Below are 15,927 nucleotides of genomic sequence, written 5' to 3'. Positions count from 1 at the left end.
GTGGGACATCGTCTTTTAGGGGTAGTTAGGTTACTGTTACGCGGTTCAAACGTGATAAGGAATGTGTATGCGCAATCGCACTTTTGCGGATCTTGACCGTGTGGTCGCTCTCGGCGGAGGGCATGGTCTGGGCCGCGTGATGTCATCGTTGTCATCACTCGGTTCCAGACTAACAGGGATTGTAACCACCACCGACAACGGTGGATCCACCGGGCGTATTCGACGCTCAGAAGGCGGCATCGCCTGGGGCGATATGCGTAATTGCCTGAACCAGTTAATTACCGAACAGAGCGTTGCTTCGGCCATGTTTGAGTATCGTTTTGGGGGCAATGGTGAGCTTTCAGGCCATAACCTTGGAAATTTGATGTTAAAGGCGCTTGATCACCTGAGCGTCAGGCCTTTAGAAGCCATCAATTTAATACGAAACCTGCTAAAAGTAGATGCGTTCCTGATCCCAATGTCTGAACAACCGGTCGATTTGATGGCCATCGACGTGGAAGACCATGAAGTTTACGGCGAGGTCAATATCGATCAGCTCATCCACCCGCCTAAAGAGCTGATGACCTATCCGAGCGTACCCGCCACGCGTGAAGCCGTCGACGCTATCGCTGATGCTGACCTAATCCTGATTGGTCCCGGCAGTTTTTACACCAGCCTGATGCCGATTCTGCTGGTCAAAGAGCTGGCGCAGGCGCTACGCAGGACGCCCGCGCCGATGGTTTACATCGGTAACCTGGGCCGTGAACTCAGCCCGGCGGCAGCCAGTTTGTCGCTGGCTGACAAACTACACATCATGGAACAGTACGTCGGTAAGAAGATTATCGATGGCGTAGTGGTGGGGCCAAAGGTGGATGTGTCGAATCTGGAAGGCCGCGTCGTCGTGCAGGAACCGCTCGAAGCGAGTGACATTAAGTATCGTCACGACCGACACCTGCTGCGCGAAGCGCTGGAAAAGGCAATTCAGGAATTAGGTTAAACATAGCGCCCCTTCATTGTTTCCAATAAGGGGCGATATTATTTACGACGCCGCAATAAACAGTTCGCGCAGCTGATGGAGCTGGTCACGAATTTGCGCAGCCTCTTCAAACTCCAGGTTTTGCGCATGCTGCATCATCTGCCCTTCAAGCTCGTGGATCTTCTGCTGCAACGCTTTCGGCGTCAGCACCAGTTCAATCGGATCGGCCTCAACCGGCGAGCGCGATTTCCCGCGACCTTTGCCCTTGGTTTTGGCAAGCCCCTGACCCAACGCCAGAATATCCACTACCTTCTTGTTCAAACCCTGCGGGATAATGCCATTTTCAATGTTGTACTGATGCTGTTTCTCACGACGACGTTCGGTTTCGCTAATGGCTTTCGCCATCGACGCCGTAATTTTATCGCCGTAAAGAATCGCTTTACCGTTGATGTTACGCGCGGCGCGGCCAATGGTCTGAATCAGTGAACGTTCAGAACGCAGGAAGCCCTCTTTATCGGCATCCAGAATGGCCACCAGCGACACTTCCGGCATATCCAGACCTTCTCGCAGAAGGTTAATCCCCACCAGCACGTCGAACTTGCCGAGACGTAAATCGCGGATAATTTCCATTCGTTCCACAGTATCAATATCCGAGTGCAGATAGCGAACGCGCTCGCCATGCTCTTCCAGATATTCGGTCAGATCTTCTGCCATACGTTTGGTGAGCGTTGTTACCAGTACGCGTTCGTTGATGGAGGCTCGAATACGAATTTCTGAGAGCAGGTCGTCGACCTGGGTTCCCACAGGACGTACTTCGATAATCGGGTCAAGCAGCCCGGTGGGACGCACGACCTGATCCACCACATCATCGCCGCATTTTTCAAGCTCGTAATTACCCGGCGTTGCCGAGACGTAGATCGTTTGCGGAGCCAGCGCCTCAAATTCTTCGAACTTCATCGGACGGTTATCAAGCGCCGATGGCAGGCGGAACCCGTACTCCACCAGCGTTTCTTTTCGCGCGCGGTCGCCGCGATACATGCCGCCGATTTGCGGAATAGTGACGTGTGATTCATCGACCACCAGCAGCCCATCGGCTGGCAGATAGTCAAACAGCGTTGGCGGTGCTTCGCCCGGCCCGCGCCCGGAAAGATAACGTGAGTAGTTTTCGATACCCGAGCAGTAGCCCAGCTCGTTCATCATCTCTAAATCGAACTGGGTACGCTGGCTGATGCGCTGCTCTTCGAGCAGTTTATTGTTCGCCAACAGCACCTTGCGCCTGTCGGCAAGCTCAATTTTTATATCTTCCATCGCCTGCACAATGCGCTCTCGCGGGGTCACGTAGTGCGTTTTGGGATAGACGGTAAAACGTTGAATCGCCGAATCAACCTGTCCGGTGAGGGGATCAAAAAGCGAGAGCCGCTCAACCTCCTCGTCAAAAAGCTCTACGCGCAGCGCGAGATCGTCGGATTCCGCAGGGAAGATATCAATCACCTCACCGCGCACGCGGAACGTACCACGCTGAAACGCCTGATCGTTACGGGTGTATTGCAGTTCGGTCAGGCGACGCAATATGGCGCGCTGATCGATAATCATCCCGTTCGTCAGGTGCAGCATCATCTTGAGATAAAGATCGGGATCGCCCAGACCATAGATCGCAGAAACCGACGCCACCACAATGACATCCCTACGCTCCAGAAGCGCCTTGGTTGCCGACAGACGCATTTGCTCGATGTGTTCGTTGACCGAGGCATCTTTCTCGATAAACGTGTCTGAGCTCGGCACATAGGCCTCTGGCTGATAGTAATCGTAGTAGGAGACGAAATACTCCACAGCGTTATCCGGGAAGAACTCTTTCATCTCGCCATAGAGCTGCGCCGCCAGGGTTTTGTTGGGTGCCAGCACCATCGTGGGGCGCTGTAAATCTGCAATCACGTTGGCAACGGTAAACGTTTTGCCTGAACCTGTTACGCCCAACAGCGTCTGGTGCGCGAGGCCATCTTCAAGGCCCACTTTGAGACGACGGATCGCCTCTGGCTGATCGCCAGAAGGACGGAAGGCAGAATTCAATTTGAACGGTTTACTCATGAGCAACAACCTGATGACGGAATAAGCGGCAGGAGAGTAATTTTACTCGGGACTGATAAATTTGCCAGTAAAAAACACTGGATGTAAAACCAGTGTCATAATAAAAAAATCACGCGCCGGGTGTTATCCCCAAAACTTTTTCGGTTTTAACATTTGTCAAGCCACGTAATGATAGTTTTATGGCAACGGATGACACTTTCATTACGCTAATTGCTTTTGTCTAACTAGTTAATTAATAGAAGATATTTCTTAAAGCCGCGTTTCGCGCCAATTCATGCGCAGGCCGCGTCTTCTCTCGCTTACCTTGGGTTTTCTAACTCTAATGCACAAGGTTATCCACAGGAATAGTGGATAACTGCCTCCAGCCCGTATGGTTAGCCACTCGGCAAATTCCCGGTTTTTCCCAAAGTCGTCCCAACAAAAAATATTTATCGCTTTATTTTGATGATAATCAGTCCTGCCCCGCATAAGCAACAGACGAGATCTTGCTCACGTTTTTACGATCCTTGCCTGCACCATGACCCGTCACGCTGAGCACTGAGGGTGTGCAATACGGCGTTATTCCGTCTGAAAAGGGAGGTTCAAATCTGAAAAAAGCGTCTTTTTTAAACAACTTTCATGAGATGGCAGGAGTTTTGCAGCATGGAGAGTGAAGCTTCACCCACAACGCCTTTTCAGGAGAAAATATGTTGAGTCTACGCGCGGTCAATCAGTTCTACGGGAGCCAACATACATTATGGAATGTTGATTTGGATTTGCCTCCGGGCATCTGCACAGGTGTGGTGGGGCTGCCTGGCATGGGTAAAACGACCCTGATTAACTGCATCACCGGCAATCTTCCCGTTGAGAGTGGCACAATCATCTGGCATGAAAAAGGTGGCCCTCCTTGCAACCTGCTCGGCGCGGGCGCAGAACAGCAGAGTATGCCAGGGATTGGTTACGTCTCGCAGGATCGGCGGATTTTCTCCCAGCTGACGGTAGAAGAAAATCTGCATGTCGCGATGAGGGCGAAAGGAAAACCGGACGCCGCAGCCAGCAGCGAAATCTACGATCTCTTTCCCCAGCTCTGGCCGCTGCGCCAGACGCGCGCAACGGGAATGTCAGCAGATGAGCAATACCAGCTGGCGTTGGCGAACGCGCTTATTACCCACCCTCGCCTGCTGATTATTGATGAGCCGATGCACGGCGCGGGACACACTTTTGCCCACAAACTGAGCCAGCTATTGGCGCGACTCAGTCGGGAGCTTGGGATGACGGTGCTACTGGCAGAGCAGCAGTTGTCCTTTATCCGCCGGGTAGCCGACCGATTCTGTATGCTTTATCGCGGGCGTAACGTGGCGCAGGGCCACGTTAACGAGCTGGATGATGAGCTTATTGCCCACTGGATGTCGCTGGATGCAAGACGCTGAGATCCAGATATCGCCCGGTCTCTGCATTTTCGGCACCTTCAGCAAGCCAGGGGATCTCGCCCAAAAATGGCGCAGGGAGGACGTTTTTCAGCGTGGCAAGATACTCCTGATGACGCTTCCCTGGCGCAACAACGTCGTTGGCTATCCAGCCCGCCAGCCGTAATCCGGCCTGTTTAACCGCCTGCGCGGTGAGCATCGCGTGGTTAATACAGCCAAGTTTGACGCCAACAACCAGGATAACCGGCAGTTGTTCTTTGGTCACCCAGTCGGCAAACGTGTGTTCATCCGAAAGCGGCGTGAACCAGCCACCCGCGCCCTCGACCAGTACCCAGTCGGCTTCCTCTTCCAGCAGGCGTAATCCGGCGGAAAGCACCGCAAAATCGATCGGTCGCTTCTCATCAGCGCTGACAATGTGCGGCGAGGTGGCTTCGGCGAAGGTGTACGGATTCACGGCCTGGTAAGCCAGCGGTAGGCTGCTATAACGCTGCAATGCCAGTGCGTCGGAATTACGCAAGCCCTCAGGCATCATCTCGCTGCCGGAGGCCACCGGTTTGTACCCGGCGGTGATAAACCCCTGCAATCGCGCCGCCTGCAACAGCGCTGAACTGGCGACGGTTTTACCCACCTCGGTGTCAGTTCCGGTCACAAAATAACGTTCAGTCACGTTCAATAATCCCATGGAAGAGTTGATAAGAGAGCGGGAACTCGCCTCGCTGCTGCGGCCATGCCAGTTCGAGGCGCTGAAGCTCACCGCGCGTCAACGGCTTGCGAGCACGACCGGTGTGGAGATGCGTTGCCCCAATGCCCTTCAGGGAGCGCATCGCGCTAAGCGCATCCGGGAAGGCCAGCGTGATGGTCTGCGTGGTGAAGCGGTAACGCCAGCCATTCATCCCGGCGAGAACGGTGTCCTGCGATAAAAAACGGTTAGCGTGTGGCCTATCGTCCACCGCCTGCCACGCCTGATTCAGTTCCGGCAGCGAGTTTGCCAGCAGCGTACTAAACGCCACGGTTCCGCCCGGACGCGTGACCCGATACAGCTCACGCAGCGCCTGCGGCAGGCTGGCGCACCATTGCACCGCCAGATGGCTCCAGACCAGATCAAACTGCGCGTCGGGCAGAGAAAGGGCTTCAATGTCAGCGACCAAATAATCATCGGCGGCCTGCTGATAACGCGCCTGTTCAATCATCTGTGGAGAGAGATCCAGCGCGGTAACGTGACTTCCCGCTTCGCGCCAGAGGAGGCTATTAGCACCCGGACCGCATCCTGCGTCCAACACAGCGTTATATTTTGCATCCCCCAGAAACAGGCGTAGCGCCTGTGCGCTCTGACGCTGCAATTCATCGTGCTGGGAATAACGTTGTGCCGCGCGACCAAAGGCGCAGGCAATGGCCTGTTTATTGACCGGCTGCATAAAGCACCTCCAGTAAACTATCAATATCCTGCGACTGATGCGCCGCCGTCAGCGTCAGACGCAGACGCGCGGTTCCCACGGGCACGGTCGGCGGGCGAATCGCGGTGACCCATTTTCCGCTATCGCGAAGCTGCTGCGCCAGATGCAAAGCGCGACCGTTATCCCCGACGATAAGCGGCTGAATCGCACTGTGGGAGTCGGTGGTTTTGAATGGCAAATCCTCAACACCCGCCCGGAAGCGCTGAATGTGTTGATTCAGGCTGTGTCGACGCTGCGCGCCATCCTCGCTGCGGATAACATTCAGCGCGGCCAGCAACGCCACGGCCTGTGCCGGCGGCATACTGGTGCTATAGATGAGATGACGGGCAAATTGCAGCAGGTAATCGGCAACCGATTCGCTGCATAACACTGCCGCGCCGCTCACGCCAAAACCTTTACCAAAGGTCACCACCAGCAGATCGGGCTTCACATTTTGCACCGCCGTACTGCCGCGCCCTTCTTCACCGAGCACGCCAATACCGTGGGCATCGTCCACCAGCGTCCAGGCGCTATGCCGCTGCGCGACAGCCTGAATATCTCGCAACGGCGCGCTGTCGCCGTCCATGCTAAATATCCCTTCCGTGACCACCAGCTGCTGCCCGGCGCAGGATTTATCCAGCAGAGCGTCAAGCTGTGAAACCTCGTTGTGCGCAAAGCGACGTAGCCGTGCCGGGCTGAGATTCGCCGCTTCCAGCAACGAGGCGTGGCTTAACCGATCGGCCAGGATTCCGTCTTCCTTCCCCATCAGCGCGGCGATGAGCGCCTGATTAGCGGCAAAACCTGAAATAAATAACAGAGCCCGTGGGTAGCCGAGCCAGTCGGCCAGCGCCTCTTCGAGGGCGAAGTGTGCCGTCGTGTACCCGCTCACGTGCCCCGATCCGCCGCTGCCTACGCCGTACTGGTCTGCCCCCTGCTGCCAGGCGCGAATAATCGCCGGGTGCTGGCTCAGCCCCAGATAATCATTGCTGGAAAAGTGACAAAACTGACGCCCGTCGCGGGTGAGAAAGCGGCCCGCGCCACCCTCCACCACCGTTCGCACGCGAAAAGCCTCCGCTGTCCGACGCGCGTTCAGGGCAGTATCGATTCGCTGCTGCCAGGTCATACCGTGGCCGCGTTGTAATACTGTTCGGTATCGGCGTTAAACAGCTGCTGCTCCAGGCGTTGCTGCTGCTCGTTATCGCCGGTCAGCACCTCCGTTTGATGCGGATTCAGGCCCAGCTTGCGGAACAGCTGTACGTCTTTGTCCTCTTCCGGGTTTGGCGTGGTCAGCAGCTTGCAGCCGTAGAAGATGGAGTTCGCACCGGCCATAAAGCACATCGCCTGGGTCTGCTCGCTCATCTGCTCACGTCCTGCGGAGAGGCGCACAAACGAGGTTGGCATCATGATGCGCGCCACGGCGATAGTGCGGATAAAATCGAATGCATCGACATCGTCGTTATCCGCCATTGGCGTGCCTTTGACTTTAACCAGCATATTGATTGGCACGCTTTCCGGTGGAGTCGGTAGGTTCGCCAGTTGCAACAGCAAACCGGCACGGTCTTTAACCGTTTCGCCCAGGCCCACAATTCCGCCGGAGCAGACTTTGATACCCGCGTCGCGCACTTTATCCAGCGTGTCCAGACGCTCCTGATAGGTGCGGGTAGTAATAATATTGCCGTAGAATTCCGGCGAGGTATCAAGGTTGTGGTTGTAATAGTCCAGCCCTGCCGCCGACAGGCGCTGCGCCTGGCTTTCATTGAGCGTGCCGAGCGTCATACACGCCTCAAGCCCCATCTCTTTCACGCCCTGGACCATTTGCTCCAAATACGGCATGTCGCGATCGTGCGGATTTTTCCACGCCGCGCCCATGCAAAAACGGGTCGAACCGGCATTTTTGGCTTTACGCGCCGAGTCGAGCACTTGCTCAACTTCCATCAGGCGCTCGGTTTCAAGCCCCGTTTTGTAGCGCGCGCTTTGCGGGCAATATTTGCAATCTTCCGGACAAGCGCCCGTTTTGATCGACAGCAGCGTACTGACCTGAACGTGGCGCGGGTCAAAATGCTGACGGTGGATCTGCTGCGCTTCAAACATCAGTTCCAGGAACGGCTTATTAAATAATTCGGTGACTTGCGACATCGTCCAGCGTGCGTGGTGAGCCATCGGGCTTCTCCAAAGGGTTTTGTTAAGTGTCGGTTCGGTTTATACTTGTAAACCTAAAATAATTCAAAATGGTTTACAAGTCGATTATGACCCAGGACGATCTCGCCTTCGATCAACGCCACATCTGGCACCCTTACACTTCGATGACTCAGCCGTTACCCGTCTATTCGGTGGCCTCAGCGCGCGGGTGTGAATTACAGCTCTCCGGTGGCGAAACGCTGGTGGACGGTATGTCGTCCTGGTGGGCAACGATTCACGGCTATAACCATCCGCGACTGAACGCGGCGATGAAAACGCAAATTGACGACATGTCACACGTGATGTTTGGCGGAATCACCCATCAGCCTGCGGTGGATGTGTGCCGCAGGCTGGTCGCCATCACCCCAGAGCCGCTGGAGTGCGTTTTCCTCGCCGATACCGGTTCCGTTGCAGTGGAAGTGGCCATGAAGATGGCGTTGCAGTACTGGCACGCGAAGGGCGAGCCGCGTCAGCGTTTTCTGACCTTCCGCAACGGGTATCACGGCGACACCTTCGGCGCGATGTCGGTCTGCGATCCGGATAATTCGATGCACAGCCTGTGGAAGGGCTATCTGCCGGAAAACCTGTTTGCCCCTGCGCCACAAAGTCGTTTCGACGGCGAATGGGACGAAGCGGACATGGTCGGTTTTGCTCGCCTGATGGCCGCCCATCGCCATGACATTGCCGCAGTGATCCTGGAGCCTGTCGTGCAGGGTGCGGGGGGGATGCGCATGTATCATCCTGAATGGCTGAAGCGGATCCGTAAGATGTGCGATCGCGAAGGTATCCTGCTGATTGCCGATGAGATTGCTACCGGCTTTGGCCGCACCGGCAAGCTTTTCGCCTGCGAACATGCCGATATTGCGCCCGATATTTTGTGCCTGGGCAAAGCGCTGACCGGCGGCACCATGACCCTATCTGCCACCCTCACCACCCGTCATGTCGCCGAAACCATCAGCGACGGCGAAGCGGGCTGCTTTATGCATGGTCCAACGTTTATGGGCAATCCGCTGGCCTGCGCCGTCGCGAGCGAGAGTCTGGCCATTCTGGAGAGCGGCGAATGGCAGACTCAGGTCTCCGGGATCGAAGCCCAGTTGAAACAGGAGCTGGCGAGCGCAGCGGCGTCAGAATTTGTCGCTGACGTGCGCGTGCTCGGTGCCATTGGCGTGGTGGAAACGAAACATCCGGTGAACATGGCCGCACTGCAAAAATTCTTTGTTGAGCGTGGCGTGTGGGTGCGCCCGTTCGGCAAGCTGATTTATCTGATGCCGCCGTACATCATCACTCCTGACCTGCTCAGCAAGCTGACCTCTGCGGTGGTTGATGCTGTTAACATTCCTGCACATTTTGCGATTTAGCGATTTAGCGTTGGGAAATTGCCCGGCGAAGGTGCCGGGCTGGCTTTTACAATATCGACGGCATCAGGTCAGTGAGTCGGCCTTCTTCCAAAAGCTGCATCGCGTTTTCAATGTCCGGCGCAAAGAAGCGATCGTCATCGTAATGCGACACCTTCTCGCGCAGAATATGGCGCGCCTGCTCCAGCAGCGGGCTGGATTTAAGCCCTTCACGCAGATCAATTCCCTGGCTCGCCGCCAGCCATTCAACCGCGACCACACCGCGCGTATTTGATGCCATTTCCCACAGTCGTCGCCCTGCCGCAGGTGCCATCGACACGTGATCTTCCTGATTCGCCGACGTCGGCAGGCTGTCTACACTGTGCGGATGGGATAGCGCTTTGTTTTCGCTGGCGAGCGCCGCTGCGGTCACCTGCGCAATCATAAAGCCCGAGTTCACGCCACCGTTACGCACCAGGAATGGCGGCAGCTGCGACATATGTTTATCCATCATCAATGCGATACGCCGCTCGGATAATGCGCCGATTTCGGCAATCGCCAGCGCCAGATTATCCGCCGCCATCGCCACCGGCTCAGCGTGGAAATTCCCGCCGGAGATGACTTCATTTTCTTCAGCAAAGACCAGCGGGTTATCCGATACCGCGTTAGCTTCGACTAACAGCACCTCAGCCGCATGACGTAATTGCGTCAGGCACGCGCCCATCACCTGCGGCTGGCAGCGCAACGAGTACGGATCCTGGACCTTGTCGCAGTTATGATGCGAGTCGGCAATTTCACTGTTTTCGGTTAATACATGCCGGTACAAGGCCGCTGCATCAATTTGTCCGCGCTGGCCGCGAACGTTATGAATACGGGCATCAAACGGACGACGGGAACCGAGCACCGCTTCGGTGGTTAACGCACCGCACACCACGGCGGAGGCAAACAGGTCTTCTGCTTCAAACAGCCCACGCAGCGCGAAAGCGGTCGAGGCCTGCGTGCCGTTCAATAGCGCCAGCCCCTCTTTCGCCGCAAGGGTTATCGGCTCCAGCCCGGCTTTTTTCAGCGCCTCGGTTGCCGGCAGCCATTCGCCCTGCCAGCGCGCTTTACCTTCGCCAAGCAGCAGCAGCGACATGTGCGCCAGCGGAGCCAAGTCGCCCGATGCACCCACGGAGCCTTTGGTCGGGACCCACGGCGTGACCTGTGCGTTGACCAGCGCCATTAACGCCTGAATCACGCTCAGGCGAATGCCGGAAAAGCCACGCGCCAGGCTGTTAATTTTGAGCACCATCATCAGGCGAACCATCGCCTCATCCAGCGGTTCACCGACGCCCGCCGCGTGGGAAAGCACCAGGGAACGCTGTAAATTTTCCAGGTCGTGCGTAGCAATGCGCGTTTGTGCCAGCAGGCCAAAACCGGTGTTGATACCGTAGGCGGTGCGGTCTTCTGCAACGATTGCGTTGACGCACGCTACGCTGGCGTTGATGCCATCGTGCGCTTTTTCATCAAGCGAAAGGGTACAAGGCTGACGCCAAACGTGGCGCAGCTGTTTAAGCGTGAGCGTACCGGGAGTGAGTGTTAATGCGTTCATCAGTGCTTTCCTTGTGTGGCAGCGACCATTGGCAGGTTAAGCCCCTGCTCTTTGGCGCAATCAATCGCTATCTCATAACCCGCATCGGCATGACGCATCACGCCCGTCGCCGGATCGTTATGCAGGACCCGGGCAATCCGCGCGGCGGCTTCATCAGTACCATCGCAGACGATCACCATTCCCGAGTGCTGGGAGAAGCCCATTCCCACGCCACCACCGTGGTGCAAAGAGACCCAGGTTGCACCGCTGGCGGTGTTGAGTAACGCATTGAGCAGTGGCCAGTCGGACACGGCATCGGAGCCGTCGCGCATAGATTCCGTTTCGCGGTTAGGGCTGGCAACGGAACCCGAGTCCAGATGGTCGCGGCCAATCACGATCGGAGCGGAGACTTCACCACTGCGCACCATTTCATTAAACGCCAGACCGAGTTTTTGACGCCACTCCAGCCCGACCCAGCAGATACGCGCCGGCAAACCCTGGAAATTAATACGTTCACGCGCCATATCCAGCCAGCGGTGCAGATGCTCATCGTCAGCGACGATCTCTTTTACTTTCGCATCGGTTTTATAAATATCTTCCGCCTCGCCAGACAAAGCGACCCAGCGGAACGGACCCACACCGCGACAGAACAGTGGGCGAATATAGGCCGGAACAAAGCCGGGGAAGTCGAACGCATTATCGACGCCCATCTCTTTTGCCATCTGGCGAATATTGTTGCCGTAGTCGAATGTCGGGACGCCCATCTCGCTAAACGCCAGCATCGCGCGCACGTGCTCGGCCATCGAGCGTTTGGCGGCAAGGACTGTCTCTTCAGGATGGCTTTGCGCTTTTTGCTGATACGCTTCCCAGGTCCAGCCTTTTGGCAGATAGCCGTGCAGCGGATCGTGAGCGCTGGTCTGGTCGGTGACTAAATCAGGGCGCACGCCGCGTGTCACCATTTCCGGCAGAAGATCCGCTGCGTTAGCACACAGCGCAATCGACACCGCTTTGCCTTCTGCCGTGTATTTTTTGATGCGGGCCAGCGCGTCATCCAGATTATCGGCTTGCTCATCAACGTAGCGGGTACGCAGGCGGAAATCGATACGGCTTTGCTGGCATTCGATGTTCAGCGAACAAGCGCCTGCAAGCGTGGCGGCCAGCGGCTGCGCGCCACCCATGCCACCCAGCCCGGCGGTTAATACCCAGCGCCCCTTCAGCGAGCCGTTATAGTGCTGACGACCCGCCTCGACGAAGGTTTCATAGGTGCCCTGGATGATTCCCTGACTGCCGATATAGATCCAACTGCCTGCGGTCATCTGGCCGTACATCGCCAGCCCTTTCGCATCCAGCTCGTTGAAGTGCTCCCACGTTGCCCAATGCGGCACCAGGTTGGAGTTGGCAATGAGCACCCGCGGTGCATTTTTGTGCGTTTTGAACACGCCGACCGGTTTGCCGGACTGCACCAGCAGGGTTTCGTCGTTTTCGAGTTGGGTAAGCGATTCCACAATGGCGTCGTAGCATTCCCAGTTGCGGGCTGCACGACCGATCCCGCCATACACCACCAGCTCGTGCGGATTTTCGGCGACGTCGGGATCGAGGTTGTTCATCAACATGCGCAGCGGCGCTTCGGTGAGCCAGCTTTTGGCGGTCAGCGTGTTGCCACGCGGAGCGCGAATGTCCTGCTGGCGGTATTTACCTGACGACATTGTGTGGTCCTCATACGGGATGAAAGATACAAATAGATATACTTGTATAGACAACCACGCACAAGGCGGAATTTAACAAAAAAGATACAATTTTATTATATTGCGTTACCTATCACGCTTTTAAAACTTATGACATAAAGTGGCCCTGTAGCCGGTATCTTGCCCCCGGAAAAAGCAGCCGTGCGTGGGAGACAATCTTTGATGCAGACCAGGTGCGGCGGCGGATCAGCAGGCAGGGGTCGTGCTCTTTAATACGCAGCCAGTCGCACTCTTGCGCGCTCGCACGAACCGCCTCGACAATATGTTCACCCTCGGTCAGCGGTGCAACCTCAGAGAGCCACGCATGCGGTGTGGTCTGCGTGTAGTCTTGATCCAGGTAATCGGGAACCCGATCGGCGTTTACACAGCGGTCTTCAATTTGCACCGGGATATCGTTTTCATAATGCACCATCACGGAATGAAAAATCCGCGCGCCTTCCTCGACGTTAAGCTCGACGGCCTGCTCTGCGCTGGCCTGTGTCTCTTCGAGCACCAGCACCTCGCAGCGATGCTGATGCTTACGCGAGGCTATCTCATCGGCGATGCTGCGGATTTCAAAGAGCGCAGACTGCCCTTTCGGCTCCGCCACAAAGGTGCCGACGCCCTGCAGGCGAACCAGTAACCCTTCATCGGTCAGCTCGCGCAGCGCGCGGTTAATGGTCATGCGGCTAAAGCCAAACTGTGCCACCAGCTCGGCCTCAGAGGGGATGCGATCGTGCGCGCGCCAGACGCCAGCGGCAATTTTTTCGCTGATCGCCTGCTTCACCTTTTCATAGAAAGGCGCAGGTGCGCTGGGTGGCGGGTTCGGGGAGCGTGAAAACATCGTCGTTCCTTAGATAATCGTTATGCCCACCAGTGAGCAATTTGCCAGGCCAGACGCGCGGCCAGTCGTGCGCCTTGTCCCTCTCGGTCATAGCGCGGATTGAACTCGACCAAATCTGCTGCCTGCAATTTACCGCTACGGCAAATCTGCTCGATAACAGGAATAAGTTCCAGCACCGGAACGCCAAACGCGGCGGGCGCGGAGACGGCGGGCATTTCACCGGCTGGCAGGACGTCGAGATCGAGAGTCAGGTAGACGCGATCGGCCTTGGCTAAAACCGTATTGAGCGCGGATAACGCATCGCGACGAAAATGCAGGTCTTCGACCAGCATGACATTCAGGCGAGCGGCTTCGTCCCAGAGCGCCTGCGTATTGGCCGCGCGGCTGACGCCCAGGCACGCATAGTGAAATTCACGCCCCTGCTCGGCGCAGTAGTGCGCAAGCTGGCGAAACGGCGTGCCGGAGGTGGCGCGCTCTGCGTGACGTAAATCGAGATGCGCGTCGAGATTAATAATGGCGATTCGCTCACCGGGGGACGCCTCCAACACGCCACGCCCATGCGCCCACGCGGTTTCATGCCCACCGCCCAGCACCAGCGTACGCATGCCTGACTGCTGGCAGGATTGCACAGCATCACTTAATGCCCGCTGCGCCTCTTCGAGTTGTTCGCCTTCAACGACAATAGTTCCCCCGTCGACGAGGCGTTCATGGCCTGTATGACTCGCCATATTTGCCAGCGCGTTGCGCAGGATGTCCGGGGCTTGTGCTGCGCCCTCCCTGCCGTGGTTACGCTTAACGCCCTCATCGCTGGCAAAACCTATCAGCGCAATATCGCAGGGAGAGGGAATAAAGGTTTCGCCCTGCTTTATCGTCTGAAAAATGCGCAGGGCATTAGCGGCTTCGGCGCTGTCGTCTCGCCCTTGCCAGACGTTTTGGGGCGTAGGTCGCCAAAGACTCATGTGATGTTTCCTCGAAAAACGCGCTGATAAAGCGGATTACGCCCCGGTTCGTAGATCATTTCCACCGGATTTTGCGCATCCCAGATAACAAAATCTGCGGTAAAACCAGCTTTAAGCTGGCCGTGCGTATGGGCACGACCCAGCGCACGAGCGGCATGCCGGGTAACGCCAGCCCACGCCTCTTCCGGCGTTAAGCCGAACTGCACGCAGGCCATATTCATCGCCAGATGGAGGCTGGCAAACGGGCTGGTTCCGGGGTTGTAATCGGTCGCCACCGCTATCGGCACGCCACGCTTTCGCAGTAGCTCGACCGGCGGGCGCTGACGCTCCTGTAAGAAATAAAATGCCCCCGGCAGCAGGACTGCAACGGTGCCACTTTGCGCCATGGCGTTCACACCCGCGTCATCAAGATACTCAATATGATCCGCCGATAGCCCCTGATAACGACTTACCAGCGCAGCGCCGCCAAGGTTCGACAACTGCTCAACATGACCTTTCACGGGGATCCCTAACGCGGTCGCGGCCTGAAAAACCTGCTCGGTTTGCGTTGGGGTAAATCCGACGTTCTCGCAAAAAACATCAACCGCCTCAAACAGCCCCTGCCGCCAGAGCGTTGGCATGATGTGTTCGCACACCAGCTTAATATAAGCGTCTGCATCGTGACGAAATTCGGCGGGTACCGCATGGGCTGCAAGCAGGGTCGCGCTGATTTCAACCGGATTTTGCTGGCCCAGACGTTGTGCCACGCGCAGCATTTTCTCTTCTGCTTCTGCGTTCAGGCCATAGCCGGATTTGATTTCTAATGTCGTCACGCCCTCGCTCATCAGGCGATGCAGTCTTTGTTGCGCAAGCGTCAGCAAGGTTTCTGGGTCGCTGCTTCGCGTGGCGGTCACCGTGGCATTGATACCGCCTCCCTGAGCGCTTAACGACTGGTACGAGACGCCGTTTAGACGCTGCTCCCATTCCGCTGCGCGATCTCCCCCGAAAACCAGATGCGTGTGGCAGTCAATCAGGCCGGGCGTAACCAGACGTCCTTGCAGATCGATTTGATGGCGATGGTCCGGCGGAACGTCTGATTCGGGAATAAGCGCCAGGATAGTGTCACCGCGCACGATTAATGCCACGTCGGAAAGCAGACCATAAGGTGAGTGATTATCAGGATCCATCGTAGCCAGTCGCGCATTTCGCCAGACGGCATCATCAGGGTGAAGCTGCTGCATAAGACTTCCGCTTGTCATGAGTTGTATAGACATTTATTTTCATTCGCTTGCCCCTGTCAACCGCCTTTACCGAAAATGTTATTTATTTGTGATCACTTTCCCGCGCGGTAAAGGCTAAAAATACAACTTTTTGCCTTTTCATCTTCCCGTTTCGCTCAACTTAGTATAAAAAAGCAGGCTATTTCGACCATCTCGTTAAGACTTGCGAAGTCAGGAGCT

The 15,927-nt window shown here is 56.5% G+C and carries 13 protein-coding genes; 3 read left to right on the top strand and 10 right to left on the bottom strand.

Features of this window, described 5'->3' with window-relative positions; translation table 11 throughout:
- Positions 1 to 67 precede the first annotated feature (67 nt).
- Positions 68 to 976 (top strand): uridine diphosphate-N-acetylglucosamine-binding protein YvcK, encoded by a 909-nt coding sequence (gene yvcK / locus AC6EMZ_RS02685; RefSeq protein WP_498400827.1) that lies wholly within the window; start codon positions 68 to 70, stop codon positions 974 to 976.
- 42 nt (positions 977 to 1,018) lie between these two features.
- Here the strand turns inward: yvcK and uvrB are convergent, their stop codons facing one another.
- On the bottom strand, positions 1,019 to 3,040 hold the full coding sequence (uvrB, locus tag AC6EMZ_RS02680; protein WP_498400826.1) for an excinuclease ABC subunit UvrB: 2,022 nt from the start codon (positions 3,038 to 3,040) through the stop codon (positions 1,019 to 1,021).
- Positions 3,041 to 3,726: 686 nt separating this feature from the next.
- On the opposite strand from uvrB, the gene AC6EMZ_RS02675 reads away from it, so the two are divergent.
- Complete coding sequence (locus AC6EMZ_RS02675) at positions 3,727 to 4,449, top strand: ABC transporter ATP-binding protein (RefSeq protein WP_498400825.1); 723 nt, start codon at positions 3,727 to 3,729, stop codon at positions 4,447 to 4,449.
- On the opposite strand, the gene bioD is transcribed toward AC6EMZ_RS02675, so the two are convergent.
- The 4 genes from bioD to bioB are packed head-to-tail and all read right to left on the bottom strand — an operon-like array spanning position 4,412 to position 8,039.
- Positions 4,412 to 5,113 carry a dethiobiotin synthase gene (bioD, locus tag AC6EMZ_RS02670; RefSeq protein WP_498400824.1) on the bottom strand — a complete coding sequence of 234 codons (702 nt, stop codon included), beginning with the start codon at positions 5,111 to 5,113 and terminating at the stop codon, positions 4,412 to 4,414. The genes AC6EMZ_RS02675 and bioD overlap by 38 nt on opposite strands.
- Positions 5,106 to 5,861, bottom strand: a complete 756-nt coding sequence (gene bioC, locus AC6EMZ_RS02665; protein ID WP_498400823.1) for a malonyl-ACP O-methyltransferase BioC — start codon at positions 5,859 to 5,861, stop codon at positions 5,106 to 5,108. Before bioC ends, bioD begins: the two co-directional genes overlap by 8 nt.
- Positions 5,845 to 7,002 carry an 8-amino-7-oxononanoate synthase gene (gene bioF / locus AC6EMZ_RS02660; RefSeq protein ID WP_498400822.1) on the bottom strand — a complete coding sequence of 386 codons (1,158 nt, stop codon included), beginning with the start codon at positions 7,000 to 7,002 and terminating at the stop codon, positions 5,845 to 5,847. The genes bioC and bioF overlap by 17 nt, the downstream gene beginning before the upstream one ends.
- Positions 6,999 to 8,039: a biotin synthase BioB gene (bioB, locus tag AC6EMZ_RS02655; protein ID WP_498400821.1), complete on the bottom strand. Its 1,041-nt coding sequence runs from the start codon at positions 8,037 to 8,039 to the stop codon at positions 6,999 to 7,001. The genes bioF and bioB overlap by 4 nt, the downstream gene beginning before the upstream one ends.
- 86 nt (positions 8,040 to 8,125) lie before the next feature.
- On the opposite strand from bioB, the gene bioA reads away from it, so the two are divergent.
- Positions 8,126 to 9,415 carry an adenosylmethionine--8-amino-7-oxononanoate transaminase gene (gene bioA, locus AC6EMZ_RS02650; protein ID WP_498401462.1) on the top strand — a complete coding sequence of 430 codons (1,290 nt, stop codon included), beginning with the start codon at positions 8,126 to 8,128 and terminating at the stop codon, positions 9,413 to 9,415.
- Between the two features lie 46 nt (positions 9,416 to 9,461).
- On the opposite strand, the gene hutH is transcribed toward bioA, so the two are convergent.
- From hutH to hutI, 5 genes are all read right to left on the bottom strand, one after another.
- The gene (gene hutH, locus AC6EMZ_RS02645; RefSeq protein ID WP_498400820.1) at positions 9,462 to 10,982 is read right to left on the bottom strand and encodes a histidine ammonia-lyase; all 1,521 of its coding nucleotides are present in this window, start codon (positions 10,980 to 10,982) and stop codon (positions 9,462 to 9,464) included.
- Positions 10,982 to 12,667, bottom strand: coding sequence for a urocanate hydratase (hutU, locus tag AC6EMZ_RS02640; RefSeq protein ID WP_498400819.1), 1,686 nt, complete (start codon positions 12,665 to 12,667; stop codon positions 10,982 to 10,984). The genes hutH and hutU overlap by 1 nt, the downstream gene beginning before the upstream one ends.
- A 127-nt stretch (positions 12,668 to 12,794) precedes the next feature.
- A complete protein-coding gene (locus AC6EMZ_RS02635; RefSeq protein WP_498400818.1) occupies positions 12,795 to 13,529 on the bottom strand; it encodes a histidine utilization repressor in 735 nt (244 codons plus the stop codon).
- A gap of 20 nt (positions 13,530 to 13,549) precedes the next feature.
- Positions 13,550 to 14,488, bottom strand: a complete 939-nt coding sequence (hutG, locus tag AC6EMZ_RS02630) for a formimidoylglutamase (RefSeq protein WP_498400817.1) — start codon at positions 14,486 to 14,488, stop codon at positions 13,550 to 13,552.
- Positions 14,485 to 15,708 (bottom strand): imidazolonepropionase, encoded by a 1,224-nt coding sequence (gene hutI, locus AC6EMZ_RS02625; RefSeq protein ID WP_498400816.1) that lies wholly within the window; start codon positions 15,706 to 15,708, stop codon positions 14,485 to 14,487. The genes hutG and hutI overlap by 4 nt, the downstream gene beginning before the upstream one ends.
- Positions 15,709 to 15,927: the final 219 nt, after the last annotated feature.

The organism is Enterobacter sp. SCRI0065 (genome assembly GCF_059766475.1).
The sequence above is the reverse complement of the archived record's forward strand: the minus strand, read 5'-3'. Positions and strand labels throughout refer to the sequence as shown.

Excerpts from the sequence above, each read along its gene's own strand:
- bioF (WP_498400822.1), bottom strand. The coding sequence starts at position 7,002 with ATGACCTGGCAGCAGCGAATCGATACTGCCCTGAACGCGCGTCGGACA.
- yvcK (WP_498400827.1), top strand. The coding sequence starts at position 68 with ATGCGCAATCGCACTTTTGCGGATCTTGACCGTGTGGTCGCTCTCGGC.
- hutG (WP_498400817.1), bottom strand. The coding sequence starts at position 14,488 with ATGAGTCTTTGGCGACCTACGCCCCAAAACGTCTGGCAAGGGCGAGAC.
- bioC (WP_498400823.1), bottom strand. The coding sequence starts at position 5,861 with ATGCAGCCGGTCAATAAACAGGCCATTGCCTGCGCCTTTGGTCGCGCG.
- bioA (WP_498401462.1), top strand. The coding sequence starts at position 8,126 with ATGACCCAGGACGATCTCGCCTTCGATCAACGCCACATCTGGCACCCT.
- uvrB (WP_498400826.1), bottom strand. The coding sequence starts at position 3,040 with ATGAGTAAACCGTTCAAATTGAATTCTGCCTTCCGTCCTTCTGGCGAT.
- hutU (WP_498400819.1), bottom strand. The coding sequence starts at position 12,667 with ATGTCGTCAGGTAAATACCGCCAGCAGGACATTCGCGCTCCGCGTGGC.
- hutI (WP_498400816.1), bottom strand. The coding sequence starts at position 15,708 with ATGCAGCAGCTTCACCCTGATGATGCCGTCTGGCGAAATGCGCGACTG.
- AC6EMZ_RS02635 (WP_498400818.1), bottom strand. The coding sequence starts at position 13,529 with ATGTTTTCACGCTCCCCGAACCCGCCACCCAGCGCACCTGCGCCTTTC.
- bioB (WP_498400821.1), bottom strand. The coding sequence starts at position 8,039 with ATGGCTCACCACGCACGCTGGACGATGTCGCAAGTCACCGAATTATTT.
- AC6EMZ_RS02675 (WP_498400825.1), top strand. The coding sequence starts at position 3,727 with ATGTTGAGTCTACGCGCGGTCAATCAGTTCTACGGGAGCCAACATACA.
- hutH (WP_498400820.1), bottom strand. The coding sequence starts at position 10,982 with ATGAACGCATTAACACTCACTCCCGGTACGCTCACGCTTAAACAGCTG.